The organism is Conexibacter sp. JCM 18997 (assembly GCF_055391915.1).
Map to the genome: position 1 here is coordinate 1211608 of NZ_AP043885.1, position 15538 is coordinate 1227145.

Sequence of the window (15538 nt, forward strand, 5' to 3'; positions counted from 1 at the left end):
GGGCACTACGGCATCGCCGTCAGCCGCGCGCGCATCTCCTCGACGTCGTAGGTGGCCTCCGGCCAGGCCGGGGCCATCTCCTCGAGCTGCTCGATCAGCAGCCGGGTGATCGCCCAGTTGCGGTACCACTTGCGATCGGCGGGCACGACGAACCACGGCGCCAGGTCGCTGCTGCAGCGGGTCAGCGCGTCGTTCCAGGCGGTCAGGTAGTCGTCCCAGCGCTCGCGCGTGGCCAGGTCCGAGGGCGTGAACTTCCAGCGCTTGGTCGGGTCGTCCAGCCGGGCCAGCAGCCGCTCGCGCGACTCCTCGGGCGAGATGTGCAGGTAGACCTTGATCACGCGGGTGCCGGTGGCGGCCAGGCGCGCCTCGAAGCGGTTGATCGCACCGAAGCGGCGCGCCCACGTGCGCTTGTCGACCGTCCCGTTGACGCGCACCGTGACGATGTCCTCGTAGTGGGAGCGGTCGAACACGCCGATCTTCCCGGCGTGCGGCAGCTCACGGCGGATGCGCCACAGGAAGTCGTGGCGCAGCTCCTCGCGGGTGGGGACGCTGAACTGCGCGACGTGCAGTCCGCCCGGATCCATCAGGCCGACGACATGGCGCACGGTGCCGCCCTTGCCGGAGGTGTCCATGCCCTGCAGCACCAGCAGCACGCGGCGGTCGCGCTCGGCGAACAGGCGCTCCTGCAGGTCCGACAGCTGCGGGCCGAGCACGTCCATCGCGCCGGCGGCGTCGGCCTTCTTGCCCGCGAAGGCCGGCGTGGTGCGCGTCGGGAGCTCGCGGAGGTCCACGCCGCCCTCGGGCACGCGCAGCAGGTCGCTGAGCCGCGGCGGGATCGGCTCCGGCGTCGTCTTGGCCATTGGCGGACCCTAGTCTCCGGGCGAATGCGGCGCCAGATCGACCAGCTCGACGGTGTGCGAGCGCTGGCGGTCCTGGCCGTGATGGGCTTCCACGACCTGAAGGTCCCGGCCGGGTACCTCGGCGTCGACGTCTTCTTCGTGCTCAGCGGGATGCTGATCACGTCGATCCTGCTGACCGAGCGCGACAAGCGCGGGGCCAACGACCTGACCGGCTTCTACGGGCGGCGCATCCGGCGCCTGTACCCGGCGCTGGCGGCGCTGCTGATCCTGTGCTCGCCCTGGGGCCGGCAGCTCAGCCAGGACGGCACCTGGAGCCAATGGTGGGACAGCGTCTTCGTCAGCGGCACGTACGTGGCCAACCTGGCCATCCTGGTCGACGGACGCCAGTGGCTGGGCGCGCTGGGGCCGCTGTGGAGCGTGGCCGTCGAGATGCAGTTCTACCTGCTGTGGCCGCCGCTGCTGGTCCTCCTGCTCAAGCGCGGCGTGTCGCGCCGCGCGCTGATCGCCGGCACCGCTGTGCTGGCGATCGTCTGCCTGTCGCTGTTCTGGCTGGGCCCGACCGGGCGGGATCCCGGCCTGGCCGTCGCACCCAGCTACTTCCAGCCGTGGACGCGCTTCGGCGAGCTGCTGGCGGGCTGCCTGGTCGCGCTGGTGCTGCACGGCCGGCGCGGGCCGTTCGATCGCCGGGTCGAGTGGGGGCTGGAGGCCGGCGCGGTCGCCGGGCTCGCGCTGATCTTCGTGGCCGCGTGGAAGGTCTTCTGGCACTGGGGCGTCACGGTCCCGGTCCCGCTGGTGGCGATCGGCTCGGCGCTCGTACTCGCGCGCCTGGTCACCAGCGACACGACGCCGCTGTCGCGGCTGCTGCGCATCCCGCCGCTGCCCTGGATCGGGCGCATCTCCTATCCGATGTACCTGTGGCAGTTCGTCGTGCTGACCTTCACGATCCGCGAGGGCTACACCCACGGCCGCCAGCAGGTGGTGTTCTGGGCCGGCACGTTCCTGATGGGCTTCCTGAGCACGTATGTGATCGAGCGCCGCTTCTGGAAGCCGCGCAACGCGCGCCGGCCGCCCTCAGGCGACGCACCGGCGCAGCCGCTGGGTGCGCGTGACGGTCCGTCCGTCTGAGAGCTCGATCGTGGTCTGCACGACGACGGTGTCGGCCGTCGACCGGGCGAACGACACGCGCACGCCCGGGTTGCGCTCGGTGATCGTGCCCACCCGCCGCCCGTCCAGCGAGACGGTGGCCCGGACCAGCGTCCGGCGGTAGCGCGCGGGCACCCCGACGGTCAGCGCCGGGCGCGTCTGGCAGGTGCAGCCGGTGGTGGCGAGCTGGGTCAGGTCGATCGCGGCGGCCATCGCCCGGTAGCCCGCGGCGTTGGGGTGCAGCCCGTCGCCGGAGTCGTAGGAGGGGTTGAGCCGGCCGGGCGAGCTGGGATCGCGCAGCACCGCGTCGAAGTCGACGATCACCACGTCGCGGCGCCCCGCGCCGGAGCGGATCCAGGCGTTGACGGCGGCGCGCGTGTGCTCGGCCTGCCCGTCGCCGTAGCTCTCCGGGCGGGCGCCCTCGGCGGGGGTCAGCGTGCCCAGGATGACCCGCAGGCCGGCCGCGCGTGCGCGGGCCAGGAGATCGCTCAGCCCGGCGATGATCCGCGGCGCCTCGGCCTCGCCGTTGCCGATGTCGTTGGCGCCCATCTGGATGATCACCGTCGTCACGCCCGGCTGGGTCAGGGCGTCGGCGGCGATGCGGCCCAGCGCGCTGATGCCGTGCTCGGGGATCAGGCCGTCGTCGAGGATCCGGTTGCCGCTGATGCCGGCCGCGATGACCGACAGCGGGGGCGCTCCGGCGACGACGAGCAGGCGGCGCTGCAGGCCGTCGGGGTAGGCCTCGTCGGTCCCGATCGGCAGCGTGCTGGGGATGCCGGGGGCCGAGCCGGACTCGTAGCCGTCAGACAGCGAGTCGCCGAAGGCCACCACGCTGCCGGTCGAGCCCGGAGCCAGCACGTCCAGGCCGCTGACCACATAGGACGAGGTCGCGGTCAACGTGGTGAAGCCGGCGTCGGTCGGGTCGCGCGCGCGGTCGCCGTTGGCCACGAACGGGACCTGCCGCGCGTAGAAGTGCTCGGTCAGCGGGCCGGTGCCGTTGGCGAAGTACAGCGACAGCAGGAGCGGCTGGAACGCGGTCACCCGGATCGTCACCGGGTCGCTGAGCACCTCGCCGCCGGGCGGGATCGAGACGCCCGGCTTGCCGCCGAAGGTGACGGGCACCAGCGTCCCGGGCACGATCGCCGCGCCGCTGGCCCGACGTCCGAGGGTGGTCGAGTCGACGCTCAGCGGCTCGGCGCCGAAGCGATTGGACAGGCGGATGCGGGCCTGGCGACCGGCCAGATGCGGCACCAGCACCTCGCGCAGCGTCTGGGCCTGGAAGCCGCCGTTGGCCGCGTCGCTGGGCACGGCGGCCCACGACGCGACCCAGTGCGGCGTCAGGCAGGCCGCCGCGCTCGCGGCGGCGGGCGACACGAGCAGGCCGGCGAACAGGGCCAACAGGAGGGCGAGACGAACCCGGGACAACGACACTCAGCTTGGCAACTCCATGGACCGGATCACGCCGGTCTTCACGCCAACCAGCGTCTGCAGCATCTGCCGGCGCAGCCAGGGCACCCGTCCCACCGGCCCCATCAGCGCGTCGCGCGGCGGCGCGATGACGCTCCAGCGCGACTGGAACACGGGGGTCATCGCTCGGCTGGTCATGGCGTAGAAGCGCAGGTGCGCCCGGCGCCGCTCGCTGTAGCGGGCCAGCGCGGTGGCCACGTCGGGCGCGTCGGCCAGGCAGTCGGCCAGCGCCGCCGCGTCCATCAGCGCCAGGTTGGCGCCCTGACCCAGCTGCGGGCTCATCGCGTGCCCGGCATCGCCGAGCAGCACGGTGCGGCCCGTGTGCCAGCGGCGCATGCGCACGTCGAGGTAGGTGGCGGGCAGCAGCGCCTGCGGACCGTCGATGCGCTCCAGGATCGTCGCGGCCCGCGGGTCCAACGCGGTCACCGCGGCGGCGAACGCGTCGAGGTCGGCGGGCGGCGGGGTGCCCGCCGGGACGCTCCAGAACAGCGAGACGGCGCCGCCGGTGGGCAGGAAGCCGAGCAGGCCGCGGGTGCCGTGGTAGACCTGCTGGAGCGCGCCGGAGAAGGCGCGTTCGGGGTCCGGCGCGATGCACCACAGGGCGCCCCACGGATACGGGCGGGCCGTGTGCTCGATGCCCAGGCGTTCGCGCAGCGGCGTGCGCGCGCCGGTGGCGATGATCAGCAGGTCGGCGTCGACGTCGCCGGGATCGGTCAGCTCGACGCCGGTGCGGACGGTCACGCGCTCCTGGGCGGCGACCGCGTCCCACAGCGCGCCGAACAGCGAGGCGCGATGGATGCCCAGCCCGGTCAGGCCCGGGCGCAGGTCGCCGTAGTCGAGGTCCAGGACGCGCCGCCCGCGCGTCGTGTGGCCGACGATCCGGGCCACCGGGTCGCCGGCCGCCACCACGCGCTCGCGCAGGCCGAGGCGGCCGAGCACGGCCAGGCCGGTGGGCTGCAGCAGCAGGCCCGCGCCGATCGGCTGGGGATCGGCGAACCGCTCGAGCACCTCGACCGCGTGGCCGGCCCGGGCCAGCAGCAGGGCGGCGGCGGCGCCGGCCGTCCCGCACCCGACGACGGTGACGCGCAGAGGATGCATCGGCGGGCCAGCCTACGCTGCGCCCGATGCAGGACGAGCGCATCGGCCGATCGCTGGCCGCCCGACCGCGCGGCGTGGCGCTCGCGCTCGTCGCGGCGGCCTACGTGCTCGCGGGCGCCGCAGCGTGGGTGACGGTGGCCGTCCTGGACCTCGCGCCGCTGCTGGAGACGCTGATCGCCGACGTCGTCGCGACGGTGGTGATCTGGGCGCTGTCGGAGCTGGTGCGCAACGCGTCGCTGTACGACCCCTACTGGTCGGTGGCACCGCCGGTGATCGCCATCGCCTGGGCGCTGAACGCGGACGGCGATGCGCTGCGGGCCACGATCGTCTGCGTGCTGGTCACGGCGTGGGGGATCCGGCTGACCGCCAACTGGGCCACCGGCTGGCCCGGGTTCGGGCACGAGGACTGGCGCTACCGCAAGCTGCGCGCCGACACCCGCGGCCGCCTGCCGTTCTGGGTCGTCAACCTCGGTGGCATCCAGCTGATGCCGACGCTGCTGGTCTTCGCGGGGATGCTGGCCGTGTGGCCCGCCACGACGATCGCCGGGCCCGGCTTCGGCGTGGTCGACGCCGTGGCGATCGTCGTCACCGGGGCGGCGATCGTCACCGAGATGACCGCCGACCTGCAGCTGCGCGCGTTCGCGCGCGATCCGGCCCACCGGGGGCGGATCGCCGACCGCGGCCTGTGGTCGGCCTCGCGCCATCCCAACTACCTGGGCCAGCTCGGCTTCTGGTGGGGACTGTGGCTGTTCGCGCTGGCCGCCGACGCGTCCTGGTGGTGGACCGTGGTCGGCCCGCTGGCCATGGTCGCGCTGTTCGCCCTGGTCAGCGTCCCCATGATGGACGAGCGCTCGCTGGCCCGCCGACCGGGCTACGCCGAGCACATGGCGCGGGTGCCCGCGCTCATCCCGCGTTGGTCTCGCCGTCGTAGTAGGGGACGTCGCTCGAGCGCCTGACCATCACGTCGTCGTCGCGGTTGCCCGTCCAGATGCCGATCTTGTCGCTGTCGGGATAGACCGTGGCCGCGGGATGCAGGACCTCGGACCACATCAGCACGCGGACGGTCTCGTCGCTGTCGTTGCGCACCTGGTGGGCGCCCTCGGGCCCCGTGGCGAAGCAGACGACATCCCACGGCGCGAGCTCCCGGACGCCGTCAGGGTGACGCACGCTGGCCCGGCCCTGCACGACCAGCAGCCACTCCTCCTCGGCGTACTCGTAGTGGTAGGGGCAGAGCGCCTGGCCGGGCGGCAGCTCATACAGCGACGCGCCCAGCTTCTTGGCCCCCAGCAGCGGCCCGAACCGGAACAGCCCGGCACCGAAGCCGTCGGGGTCCTCGGGGTCGTAGGTGAACGGCGGGGAGGCGAGGTTGACGACCTTCATGCCACGATCGTCCCATGGACTCCCTCGCCGCGGCGGTCGCGTCGCTCATGGACCGCGCCCGCGCCGACCTGACCGACCTGATCGCGTTCCCGTCGGTGTTCGACCCGACGGCCGGCGCGACGCCCGAGGGCGATGCCGCGGCGGCCTGGGTGACCGAGGCGTTCGTGGCCGCGGGCATCGCCGACGCGCACACCGTGCGCACCAGCGACGGCAGCCTCGCCGTCGTCGGCCATCAGCCCGGACCGGCCGGCACCCCGACCGTCCTGCTCTACAGCCACTACGACGTGCAGCCCTCGCTGGGCGACGACGGCTGGACCGCGCCCCCGTGGACGCTGAGCGAGCGCGACGGCCGCTGGTACGGCCGCGGCACGGCCGACTGCAAGGGCAACGTGATCATGCACCTGACCGCGCTGCGCGCGCTGGCCGAGGTCGACGGCGGGCTGCCCTGCGGGGTGAAGATCGTCTGCGAGGGCTCGGAGGAGTTCGGCGGCGCCGGGCTGGCCGCGCTGGTGCCGGCCGAGCCCGAGCTGCTGGAGGCGCACACCGTCCTGGTGGCCGACTCGGGCAACCCGCGCGTCGGCGCGCCCGCGCTGACGATCTCCCTGCGCGGCATGGCCGTCGTCGAGGTGCGCCTGCACGCGCTGCGCAGCGCCGTGCACTCGGGCTCCTACGGCGGCGCGGCGCCGGACCCGTTGGCCGGCCTGATCGCCCTGCTGGCCTCGCTGCGCGACGCGCGCGGCGACACCACCGTCGACGGGATCCCCAACGATCAGCGCTGGGAGGGCGCGACGATCGACCCCGACGAGTTCCGGGTCGACGCCCAGGTGCTGGACGGGGTGCAGCTGATCGGCAGCGGCAGCGTGGCCGAGCAGGTGTGGGCGCGGCCGGCGCTGACCGTCACCGGCATCGACGTGCCGTCGGTCAAGGGCGGCGTCAACGCGGTCCAGGCCTCGGCCGGCGCCCGGCTGGCGCTGCGGCTGCCGCCGGCCATGGAACCGCTCGCCGCCCAGCAGGCGCTGGTCGAGCATCTGCGCCGACGCGTGCCCTGGGGCCTGCAGGCCGAGATCACACCGATCGAGACCGGCGCCGGGTTCGCCGTGGCCTCCGACGGCCCGGCGTTCGCGGCGTTGCGCGACGCGCTGGCCGAGGGCGTCGACGCGCCGGTGACGCTGCTGGGCGAGGGCGGGGCGATCCCGCTCTGCGCGGTGCTGCGCGCCCAGTACCCCGACGCCGAGATCCTGCTGTTCGGCATCGAGGAGCCGACGTCGCGGATCCACGCGCTGGACGAGTCGGTCGACCCGCGCGAGATCGAGCGGACCGCGCTGGCCGAGGCGCGCTTCCTACGGGCCTACGCGAGCGCGAAGACGCGCTGAGCGTTGCCGGCCAGGTACAGGCCGCGCGTCTCGTCGTCGAGCTCGAGCGCGTCGAGGCCGGCCAGCGCGCGATCGGGCGCGATCATCGGGTAGTTCGTGCCGAACAGCACCTTGTGGCGCCCGCTGCGCGAGTGCATGTAGCGCACGAGCTCGGGCGGGATGCGCTCGGAGGTGTAGGCCGAGGTGTCGATGTAGACGTGCTCGTGCTTGCGCGCGACCGCGACCATCTCCTCGGTCCACGGGTAGCCGATGTGCCCGCAGACGATCGTCAGCTCGGGGAAGTCGATCGCCACCTGGTCGATGTAGGGGATCGGCCGCCCGGTGTCGGACGGCTTCAGCGGTCCCGTGTGGCCGACCTGGGTGCAGAACGGGACGCCCAGCTCCACGCAGGCGGCGTAGAGCGGGTAGTAGCGGCGATCGGTGGGCGGGGCCTCCCACAGCCACGGGATCACGCGCAGGCCCTTGAAGCCCTGCTCGGTCACGCAGCGGCGCAGCTCGCGCACGGCCTCCATCGGGCGTTCGAGGTTGACCGCGGCCAGGCCGGCGAACCGGTCGGGATGCGCGGCCACCCAGCCGGCCACCTCGGCGTTGCTGATCGGCGTCTGGCCGGCGGGCGCCGACCAGGCGCTGAGCAGGCCGAACGCGATGCCGCCGTGGTCCATCGCCGCGATCGTGGCATCGATCGGGATCTCGTCCTGCGGGATCGCCCCGCCGGTCCAGCGCCGCAGCGAGGCGAAGATGTCCTGCTGCAGGAACCGCTGCGTCGGGTGCTGCATCCACACGTCGACGATCGTGCTCACGCCGTCTCCACCACGGTGAAGGCGATGCCCCGGGCGATCAGGCGGGCCCGCAGCGCGTCGCCCAGCGCGGTGGCCGTCGTGACCTGTCCGGCGGTGGCCGGCACGTCGTCGAAGGCCAGCGACAACCCGGTCTGGGCCAGCATCTTCGAGGTCTCCGTGTAGCCGGGGTCGCCGCCGGTCACCTCGGTGACCACGCGCCGGCCGCCGCCGACGCCGGTGAAGCGGACGGTGAACCAGGAGCCGGCGCGTCGCTCCTCGCTGGGGCCGTCGCCCTGGTCGATCGCCTTGAGCAGCAGGTTGCGGGTGGGGGACAGCTGGGCGGCCAGGAACACGCCGGTCAGCCCGACGCCCGCGCCGGCCGCGGTGGCCAGGTGCTTGACCCAGGCGTGGTGGGCGTAGCGGAAGTCCGGCCCGTAGCGCTCCTGCGCGGCGGCCGAACGCAGCACCACCTGCGGGTCGATCGTGGGCAGCGGGATCGCCCACGCGTCGATCGCGGCCTCGCGGTAGGGCGTGGTCCGCAGCCCGTGGACGGAGCGACCGACCGGTCGGGGCTCGACGGCCTTGCGGGCCTTGACCGCGGCGATGTTCTGGCGGGGCCGGCTGAAGCCGGTGACCGCCGAGTGGAACGTGCCGCCGGAGAACGTGGCCTTGGCCCGCACGAACCCGCGCACCTCCAGCGGCACGCCCTCGGGCAGTTGCTGGACGGTGAACTGGGCACCGAGGTCGTGGGGGATCGAGTCGAAGCCGCACGCGTGCAGCAGGCGCGCGCCGGTCTGCACGGCCCGGGCGTGGTGGGCGACGTACATGCGGTCGACGAACTCGGGCTCGCCGGTCAGGTCGCCGTAGTCGGTCCCGGCGGCGGCACAGGCGGCGACGAGCGGCTCGCCGTAGGTCACGTAGGGGCCGACGGTGGTGATCACGACGCGGGTCGACCGCGCGACGGCCTCCAGCGTGGCGGGGTCGGTCACGTCGGCGTGCAGCAGGGGCAGGTCGGCGCAGCGCGGCTCGATCGCCGCGAGCCGGTCGCGCAGGGCCGCGAGCTTGTCCTGGTTGCGCCCGGCCAGCGCCCAGCGCGCCTGAGGCGGCGCGTGGCGGGCCAGGTGCTCCGCCGTCAGCGCGCCGGTGAAGCCGGTGGCGCCGAAGAGGACGAGATCGTGCTCGCGGTCGCGGTCGAGGTCGGCCATGGCGCGAGGATCGCAGATACGCGGTCGCCCCCGAACGCTCGAGTGAGCGCCCTGATGGCGTCCTCGAGGCGGTTGGGCACCGCGACGTTCACGCGGTGGCCGGCGATCGTGCCGCGCACGCGGCTGCCGCCGCCGGTCACGCGCACCCGGCCGCGCAGCCCGTCGGGCCCGCGCACCGTCAGCGTGCCCAGCGATGCCCCGTCCAGGTCGACGCCGGGCACGTAGGAGTAGCGGTGCAGGCGGAAGCCGCGCGCACGCCGGTTGGCGCTGATGTAGCCGCCCCGCAGCCCGCCGAAGCCCGCCGTGCGGTTGGAGGTGAACGCGCGCATCTTGATGTCCTCCACCGTCAGCGCCGTCGCCGCGGCCAGGCGGCCGACGGCGCCGCGCAGGCGGCTGGCCGGCGGGATGTCGGCCAGTCGCGCCGGCGCGGGGGAGAAGACGGGCAGGATCGGCTTGCCCCGCGTGCAGTCGCTCACGCCCTGACCGCCCAGGAAGGCGGCCGCGTTGGCGGTCGCGCAGCCGGTCAGGTCCGAGGTCAGCACCGAGTGACCGACGCCCGCGACGCGCACGAGCTTGGCGTTGGGCAGGCGCGCGGCCAGACCTTCGGCCACCTCGGTGGGCGTGCGCAGGTCCAGCCCGCCCGACAGGATCAGCGTGGGTGCCTCGGTGGTGGTCGGGGCGGGCTGGGCGATCGGCGACTCCGGCCAGGCCCGGCAGATCTCCGGCACCGACTCGTGGTTGCCGACCTTGGCCCCGAACCCGCCGAACGCGGTGGGCGGGAGCGCGGCCAGCGCGCCGGCGATCAACGCGGGGCGCTGGGCGATCGGCGTGCCGACCGGCCAGACCGGTGCGAGGTCCTCGCAGTTGGTGGCGATCAGGATCGCGTTGCTGTCCTGGCCGGACAGCTGCTCCGCACCGGCGCCGGCCCGCACGAGCGAGATCAGCGGTGCTGGGTCGCCGTCGAGCGCGCTGCGCACGACGCCGGGGAGCACCGCGTCCAGGAACGGGTCGACGTCGGTTCCGCCGACCAGCTGGAGCAGGTCGTTGCCGGTCACGCGGGTCGCGTGGGGGCGGCCCTGACCGTCGAACCAGGTGCCGCGCAGCGCGCCGCGCTGGAGGCGGGCGGCCAGCGCCTCGACGTCGGCGCCCAGGTCCCGCGTGAACGGGCACCCGGTGACGCACAGGTTGCGCATCACGCGCGGGGCGGCGGCGAACGTCGACAGGCTGAACGGATCGGGTCGGGCCGGGTCGAGCGTCGAGTCGAGGATCAGCTTGTCGACGTGGTCGGGATGGGCGGAGGCGTAGTCCAGCGCGACCTTCGTGCCGTAGGAGACGCCGAGGATCGTCAGCTTCTCGACGCCCAGCGCGGCGCGCACGGCGTCGATGTCCTCGACCGACGCGGCGGTCGTGTACGCGGCGCGCTTGGGCCCGATCTGCGCCGCGCAGCGCGCGGCGGCCTGCGCGGTCAGCTCGAGGTGGCGCAGCGCCTTGCAGTCCAGGTAGCCCGAGCCGCCGGTGCCGCGCTGGTCGAAGGCGACGACCTGGTGGCTGTCGGCGACGGCGCCGAGCACGCCGGGAACGAGCCCGACGAACGGCGCGGCGGCCTGCCCGGGACCCCCGGCCAGCAGGAGGATCGTGCCGTTGGACGCCGTCGTCTTGGGCTGGCGCACGCGCACCTTGAGCGACACCGAGCCGGGGATCGCGCCGGTGCGGTCCAGCGGCACCACGACGCGACCGCAGCGTGACTTGGTGCTCTTGGAGCAGCGCTTGAGCGTGATCTCCGCGTGGGCGCCCGCGGGGACCGCCAGCAGCGTCATGCCGATCAGTCCCACCAGCGCAGCGAACAGCCTGCGATTCATCCGAGTCCTGGCCAAGGCGGCGTCCTCCGTCGGCCATCCGGGCCGGTCCGTGTGCGCGGCCATTGGTATCAGAGTCCTCTGTCCAATCGGGCAGTCACCCGGTGAACCGGGCGAAAACCGGTCGGGTTTCATGAATCTCTACTAATTTGGTGGACATGATTCACTGGTGGTCATGCATGCCTCGACAGGGGACTCCTTCCGCGCGGTGATCGTCGGCGCCGGCGTGTCCGGATCGCTCACCGCGATCGGGCTCTTGCGGCGCTGGAGCGGCGCTCGCCCGCTGCGGCTGACGCTCGTCGAGCGCAGCGGCGACTACGGCCGCGGCGTCGCCTACTCGACCCCGGACGACCAGCACCTGCTCAACGTGGTCGCCTGCGGGATGAGCGCCTACCCCGTCGAGACCGACCACTTCCTGGGCTGGGTGCGCGCCCACGGCCACCAGATCGACGAGCGCGCCTACGTGCGCCGCAAGGCGTTCGGCGACTACGTCGCTCATCAGCTCGACCAGGCGCAGGCGGCCGCCGGTCCGGGCGTGGTGGAGCGCCTGGACGCCGAGGTCGTGGCCATCGACGAGCAGCCGGCCGGGCTGGCGGTGCGCACGGCCACCGGCGAGGTGCTGGCCGCCGACGTCGCGGTGCTGGCCACCGGGGTGTCACGACCCGCGCCGTTGCCCGGCGCGGCCGCCGACCTGGACCTCGATCCCGCCTACCTGGCCGATCCGTGGGACCACGCCCGGCTGCGCGCGCTGGCCGGGCAGGAGCGCGTGCTGATCGTCGGCACCGGCCTGACCATGGTCGACGTCGCCCTGACCCTCGGCCGGGGCCCCGACGCGCCGCACCTGACCGCCGTCTCGCGCAGCGGCCTGCTTCCGCGGGCCCACGTGCCGGGCGGCTGCGAGCGCATCGCGCCCGTCGCGGTGCCCGAGGAGGGGCCGTGGGAGGCCGATGCGCTGGCCGCCCGCGTGGCCGACGCGGCCGCACGATGTTCGGACTGGCGCTCGGCGGTCGACTCGCTGCGGCCGGTCACGCAGCAGCTGTGGCGCTCGATGGCGCCCGGCGAGCAGGAGCGGTTCGCCGCGCGCCACGCGCGCAACTGGGAGGTGCATCGCCACCGCATGGCGCCCGCGGTCGCGGCGCGCGTGCAGGAGCTGCAGGAGCGCGGGCGCCTGGAGCTGCGAGCGGGCGGCGTGCGGTCGATCGCCCCGGGCCGCGGCGGGGGCATCGCCGTCGAGATCGACGGCCAGGTCGAGCGCTTCGACGCCGTCATCAACGCGACCGGCCCGGACCTCGACGTGCGCCGCGCGGGCGATCCGCTGCTGGCCTCGCTGCTGGACGCCGGCCTGGCCGTGCCCGGACCGCTCGGCCTCGGGTTGGCCGCCGACGCCGACGGCGCCCTGACCGACGCCGCCGGCGCGACCAACAGCGCCCTCTACGCGCTGGGCGCCCTGCGTCGCGGTGAGCTGTGGGAGACCACGGCCGTGCCGGAGATCCGGGTCCAGGCCGACGCGATCGCCGCGACGATCGCCGAGCAGGCGGCGGCGGGCGCCGCGGAGCAGGTCGCCGCTTGACGGACGCCGGGCGGATACGGTCTCCGGCCATGTCCGCTCCGCTCAACGGCAAGACCCTGTTCATCTCCGGTGCCAGCCGTGGCATCGGGCTGGCGATCGCGCTGCGCGCCGCGCGTGACGGCGCCAACGTCGCGCTGATCGCCAAGACCGGCGAACCGCACCCCAAGCTGGAGGGGACGGTCCACACCGCCGCCGCCGAGATCGAGGCGGCCGGCGGCCAGGCGCTGCCGATCGTCGGCGACATCCGCGACGAGGACCAGGTCGACGCGGCGGTGGCGCAGACGGTCGAGCGCTTTGGCGGGATCGACATCGCCATCAACAACGCGTCGGCGATCAACCTGTCGGGCACCGAGGACCTGCCGGTCAAGCGCTTCGACCTCATGCAGAGCATCAACTCGCGCGGCACGTTCGTGGTCTCGCGCGCCTGCATCCCGCACCTGCGCAACGCCTCCAACCCGCACATCCTCACGCTGTCCCCGCCGATCGGCCTGGAGCAGAAGTGGCTCAAGGGCCACATCGGCTACACGCTGGCCAAGTACGGCATGAGCCTGCTCGCGCTGGGCTTCGCCGAGGAGTTCCGCGACGTCGGGATCGCCTCCAACGCGCTGTGGCCGCGCACGCTGATCGCCACCGCCGCGGTCCAGAACCTGCTCGGCGGCGACGAGGCGATGAAGCGCTCGCGCAAGCCGGAGCTGTACGCCGACGCCGCCTACGCGGTGCTGACCAAGCCGTCGCGCGAGTACACCGGGCAGACGCTGCTGTGTGAGGACGTGCTCGCCGCGGAGGGCGTCACGGACATGGACCAGTACTCGTACTTCCCCGGCGAGGAGCCGATGGTCGACCTCTACGTCGACCACGTCTAGCGCTCGACCACGTCTAGCGCTCGAGCACGTCCAGGGTCTCGGCGGTCAGCTCGACGTCGAGGCCCGCGCCCCGGGCCAGGTCGGCCACCTCGTCACGCGTCTGCGCCGGGCGCGACGCGCTGAGCAGCGCGCGGGCCACGTCACCGCGGCTGGCCTTGGCCATGTGCGAGATCGGCTGGCGCGTGCCGTCGGGGTGCACCCGGAACGCGCGCACGTGCAGCAGCTCGGCGTGCTGGGGCTTCCACACGCCGGCGTAGCCGCCGGAGCGCGTGTCGACGATCAGCTGGTCGGGGGTGTCGAGCGGCTTGAGCGCCTTGGCCACCGGCGTCCGCCACAGCGCCGAGAGCGTGCCCCGCAGGCGCGGGACGCGGCCGTCGAGCGGCAGCTTGTAATGGGGGATCCGGTCACCGGGGCGCAGCAGGCCCCACAGGCCCGAGGCGATCAGCACGTCGTCGTGTCGCTCCAGCGACGGCAGGTCCAGCCGCCCGTACAGCACGCCGGTGTAGACCTCGGCGGCGGGCGCGGCCGGGGCGATGGCCAGCGGCTGGGTCCGGGCCAACGCCCGCAGCAGCCGCGCGCGGACGCCGTTCAGCTCGGCCGGGAAGGCGAGCGCATCGAGGTCGAGCGGCGGCGCGGGCGCAGGCTGCGCCTTGCCCTCGGAGGGCGGCAGGAGGATCAGCATGCGACGCGGCAGTGTGACAAATCACATCCATCCGTCCGTGGCGGGCGTACTCTGGGTATATGGATGTCGTGTCCTTCGCCGACGCGAACCTGCAGGTCGTTGCCGTCGCCGGCGGCGGTCAGCAGCTCGTGCTCGCCACCCTCGTGAGCGGCCACGACGCGCGCGCCCTGGCTGACGCGCTCGCCTGGCAGCGCGCGCAGGACCACCAGGTGGCGACGTTCGACACCCCGGAGGCGGTCATCGCCTTCCGCCAGCTCGCGCTGCTGATCGACGAGGTCGAGGCGACCGCCGCGCAGGACGGCGGCCCGGTGATGCTCACGTCCGAGCAGGTCGCCCAGCTGGCCGAGTCGGCCGCGCGCTACGTGGCCGCCCGCCACAGCGAGGAGCACCTCCCGCAGCGCGAGACCGAGCGCATCGAGCGCCTTCGCGCGCTGATCGCGCCGTTGTTCGAGCGCGTCTCGCAGATGGCCGTGGCGAGCGAAGAGCTAGAGCACGGCACCGGCGCCCGCTAGCGCTTTCGCGTCCGCAGGCTGGTCCAGCTGGCGTCGGCGATCCAGCCGCCGTCGACGGGCAGCTCCACGCCGTTGACGAACCCGCTGGTGGCCGGATCGGCCAGCCAGGCGACCGCGGAGGCGATGTCCCCGGGTGCGGCGAAGCGGCCCATCGGGACCTGGTTCTCGATGTCGGCGTCGTCGTAGCCGCCCGCGGCCTGGTCGGCGACGTCCATGGGCGTCTTGACCCAGCCCGGGCAGACGGCGTTGACGCGCACGCCGCGGCCGCCCCACTCGGCGGCCAGGGTCCGGGTCAGCCCGATCAGGCCGTGCTTGGACGTGTTGTAGGCGGCCCGGTCGCTGACGCCCCGCAGCCCGGCGATCGAGGCGATGTTGACGATCGAGCCGCTGCCCTGCTCGAGCATCCGGGCGCCGAACGCCTGGCAGAGCAAGAACGGACCGGTCAGGTTGATGTCGAGCACCCGGCGCCATTCCTCCAGCGCCGTGTTCTCGGCGGGTCCGAGCGAGGAGACGCCGGCGTTGTTGACCAGCACGTCGACGCGGCCGAAGCGCTCGAACACCGCGTCGGCGAAGTCGTGGATGTCGGCCAGCTCGGACACGTCGCCGCGCACGGCCAGCCCGCCGCGGGCCTGCTCGGAGGCGTCCTCGCGGTCGATCAGGGCGAGCTCGTGGCCGGCGTCGGCCAGCGCGGCGGCGATCGCGGCGCCGATGCCCTTGGCGGCACCGGTGACGACGGCGACGGGCATGCGC

15 protein-coding genes are annotated in these 15538 nt (G+C 74.0%); 6 read left to right on the top strand and 9 right to left on the bottom strand.

Annotated features, from left to right (window positions below):
* Window positions 1-5: 5 nt before the first annotated feature.
* The gene (locus tag ACZ5UI_RS06305; protein ID WP_464195355.1) at window positions 6-860 is read right to left on the bottom strand and encodes a PPK2 family polyphosphate kinase; all 855 of its coding nucleotides are present in this window, start codon (window positions 858-860) and stop codon (window positions 6-8) included.
* Window positions 861-884: 24 nt separating this feature from the next.
* On the opposite strand from ACZ5UI_RS06305, the gene ACZ5UI_RS06310 reads away from it, so the two are divergent.
* Window positions 885-1985 carry an acyltransferase family protein gene (locus ACZ5UI_RS06310; protein ID WP_464195357.1) on the top strand — a complete coding sequence of 367 codons (1101 nt, stop codon included), beginning with the start codon at window positions 885-887 and terminating at the stop codon, window positions 1983-1985.
* Here the strand turns inward: ACZ5UI_RS06310 and ACZ5UI_RS06315 are convergent.
* Both ACZ5UI_RS06315 and ACZ5UI_RS06320 read right to left on the bottom strand, forming a co-directional pair.
* On the bottom strand, window positions 1932-3401 hold the full coding sequence (locus ACZ5UI_RS06315; protein ID WP_464195359.1) for a GDSL-type esterase/lipase family protein: 1470 nt from the start codon (window positions 3399-3401) through the stop codon (window positions 1932-1934). The two genes, ACZ5UI_RS06310 and ACZ5UI_RS06315, sit on opposite strands and share 54 nt — an antisense overlap.
* Window positions 3402-3434: 33 nt before the next feature.
* Entirely contained in the window at window positions 3435-4568 is a 1134-nt protein-coding gene (locus ACZ5UI_RS06320) for an FAD-dependent oxidoreductase (RefSeq protein ID WP_464195361.1), read from the bottom strand.
* A 26-nt stretch (window positions 4569-4594) separates the two neighbouring features.
* On the opposite strand from ACZ5UI_RS06320, the gene ACZ5UI_RS06325 reads away from it, so the two are divergent.
* Complete coding sequence (locus tag ACZ5UI_RS06325) at window positions 4595-5524, top strand: DUF1295 domain-containing protein (RefSeq protein ID WP_464195363.1); 930 nt, start codon at window positions 4595-4597, stop codon at window positions 5522-5524.
* On the opposite strand, the gene ACZ5UI_RS06330 is transcribed toward ACZ5UI_RS06325, so the two are convergent.
* Window positions 5472-5948 carry a cupin domain-containing protein gene (locus ACZ5UI_RS06330; protein ID WP_464195365.1) on the bottom strand — a complete coding sequence of 159 codons (477 nt, stop codon included), beginning with the start codon at window positions 5946-5948 and terminating at the stop codon, window positions 5472-5474. The two genes, ACZ5UI_RS06325 and ACZ5UI_RS06330, sit on opposite strands and share 53 nt — an antisense overlap.
* Before the next feature lie 14 nt (window positions 5949-5962).
* On the opposite strand from ACZ5UI_RS06330, the gene ACZ5UI_RS06335 reads away from it, so the two are divergent.
* Window positions 5963-7321: a M20/M25/M40 family metallo-hydrolase gene (locus ACZ5UI_RS06335; RefSeq protein ID WP_464195367.1), complete on the top strand. Its 1359-nt coding sequence runs from the start codon at window positions 5963-5965 to the stop codon at window positions 7319-7321.
* On the opposite strand, the gene ACZ5UI_RS06340 is transcribed toward ACZ5UI_RS06335, so the two are convergent.
* From ACZ5UI_RS06340 to ACZ5UI_RS06350, 3 genes are read right to left on the bottom strand one after another with little or no spacing between them, the layout of a single operon-like run.
* On the bottom strand, window positions 7297-8097 hold the full coding sequence (locus tag ACZ5UI_RS06340; RefSeq protein ID WP_464197768.1) for an amidohydrolase family protein: 801 nt from the start codon (window positions 8095-8097) through the stop codon (window positions 7297-7299). The genes ACZ5UI_RS06335 and ACZ5UI_RS06340 overlap by 25 nt on opposite strands.
* A gap of 20 nt (window positions 8098-8117) precedes the next feature.
* Window positions 8118-9305, bottom strand: a complete 1188-nt coding sequence (locus ACZ5UI_RS06345; protein WP_464195369.1) for a saccharopine dehydrogenase family protein — start codon at window positions 9303-9305, stop codon at window positions 8118-8120.
* A complete protein-coding gene (locus ACZ5UI_RS06350; protein ID WP_464195371.1) occupies window positions 9233-11122 on the bottom strand; it encodes an alpha/beta fold hydrolase in 1890 nt (629 codons plus the stop codon). The genes ACZ5UI_RS06345 and ACZ5UI_RS06350 overlap by 73 nt, the downstream gene beginning before the upstream one ends.
* A gap of 214 nt (window positions 11123-11336) precedes the next feature.
* On the opposite strand from ACZ5UI_RS06350, the gene ACZ5UI_RS06355 reads away from it, so the two are divergent.
* A complete protein-coding gene (locus ACZ5UI_RS06355) occupies window positions 11337-12731 on the top strand; it encodes an FAD/NAD(P)-binding protein (RefSeq protein ID WP_464195373.1) in 1395 nt (464 codons plus the stop codon).
* A gap of 29 nt (window positions 12732-12760) precedes the next feature.
* A complete protein-coding gene (locus tag ACZ5UI_RS06360; RefSeq protein ID WP_464195375.1) occupies window positions 12761-13594 on the top strand; it encodes an SDR family oxidoreductase in 834 nt (277 codons plus the stop codon).
* 13 nt (window positions 13595-13607) lie between these two features.
* Here ACZ5UI_RS06360 and yaaA read toward each other — a convergent pair whose 3' ends face one another.
* Window positions 13608-14276 (bottom strand): peroxide stress protein YaaA, encoded by a 669-nt coding sequence (gene yaaA / locus ACZ5UI_RS06365; RefSeq protein ID WP_464195377.1) that lies wholly within the window; start codon window positions 14274-14276, stop codon window positions 13608-13610.
* Between the two features lie 68 nt (window positions 14277-14344).
* Here yaaA and ACZ5UI_RS06370 point away from each other — a divergent pair, with 68 nt between their 5' ends.
* Window positions 14345-14788, top strand: coding sequence for a hypothetical protein (locus ACZ5UI_RS06370; RefSeq protein WP_464195379.1), 444 nt, complete (start codon window positions 14345-14347; stop codon window positions 14786-14788).
* On the opposite strand, the gene ACZ5UI_RS06375 is transcribed toward ACZ5UI_RS06370, so the two are convergent.
* Window positions 14785-15534, bottom strand: coding sequence for an SDR family NAD(P)-dependent oxidoreductase (locus ACZ5UI_RS06375; RefSeq protein WP_464195381.1), 750 nt, complete (start codon window positions 15532-15534; stop codon window positions 14785-14787). The two genes, ACZ5UI_RS06370 and ACZ5UI_RS06375, sit on opposite strands and share 4 nt — an antisense overlap.
* Window positions 15535-15538 lie beyond the last annotated feature (4 nt).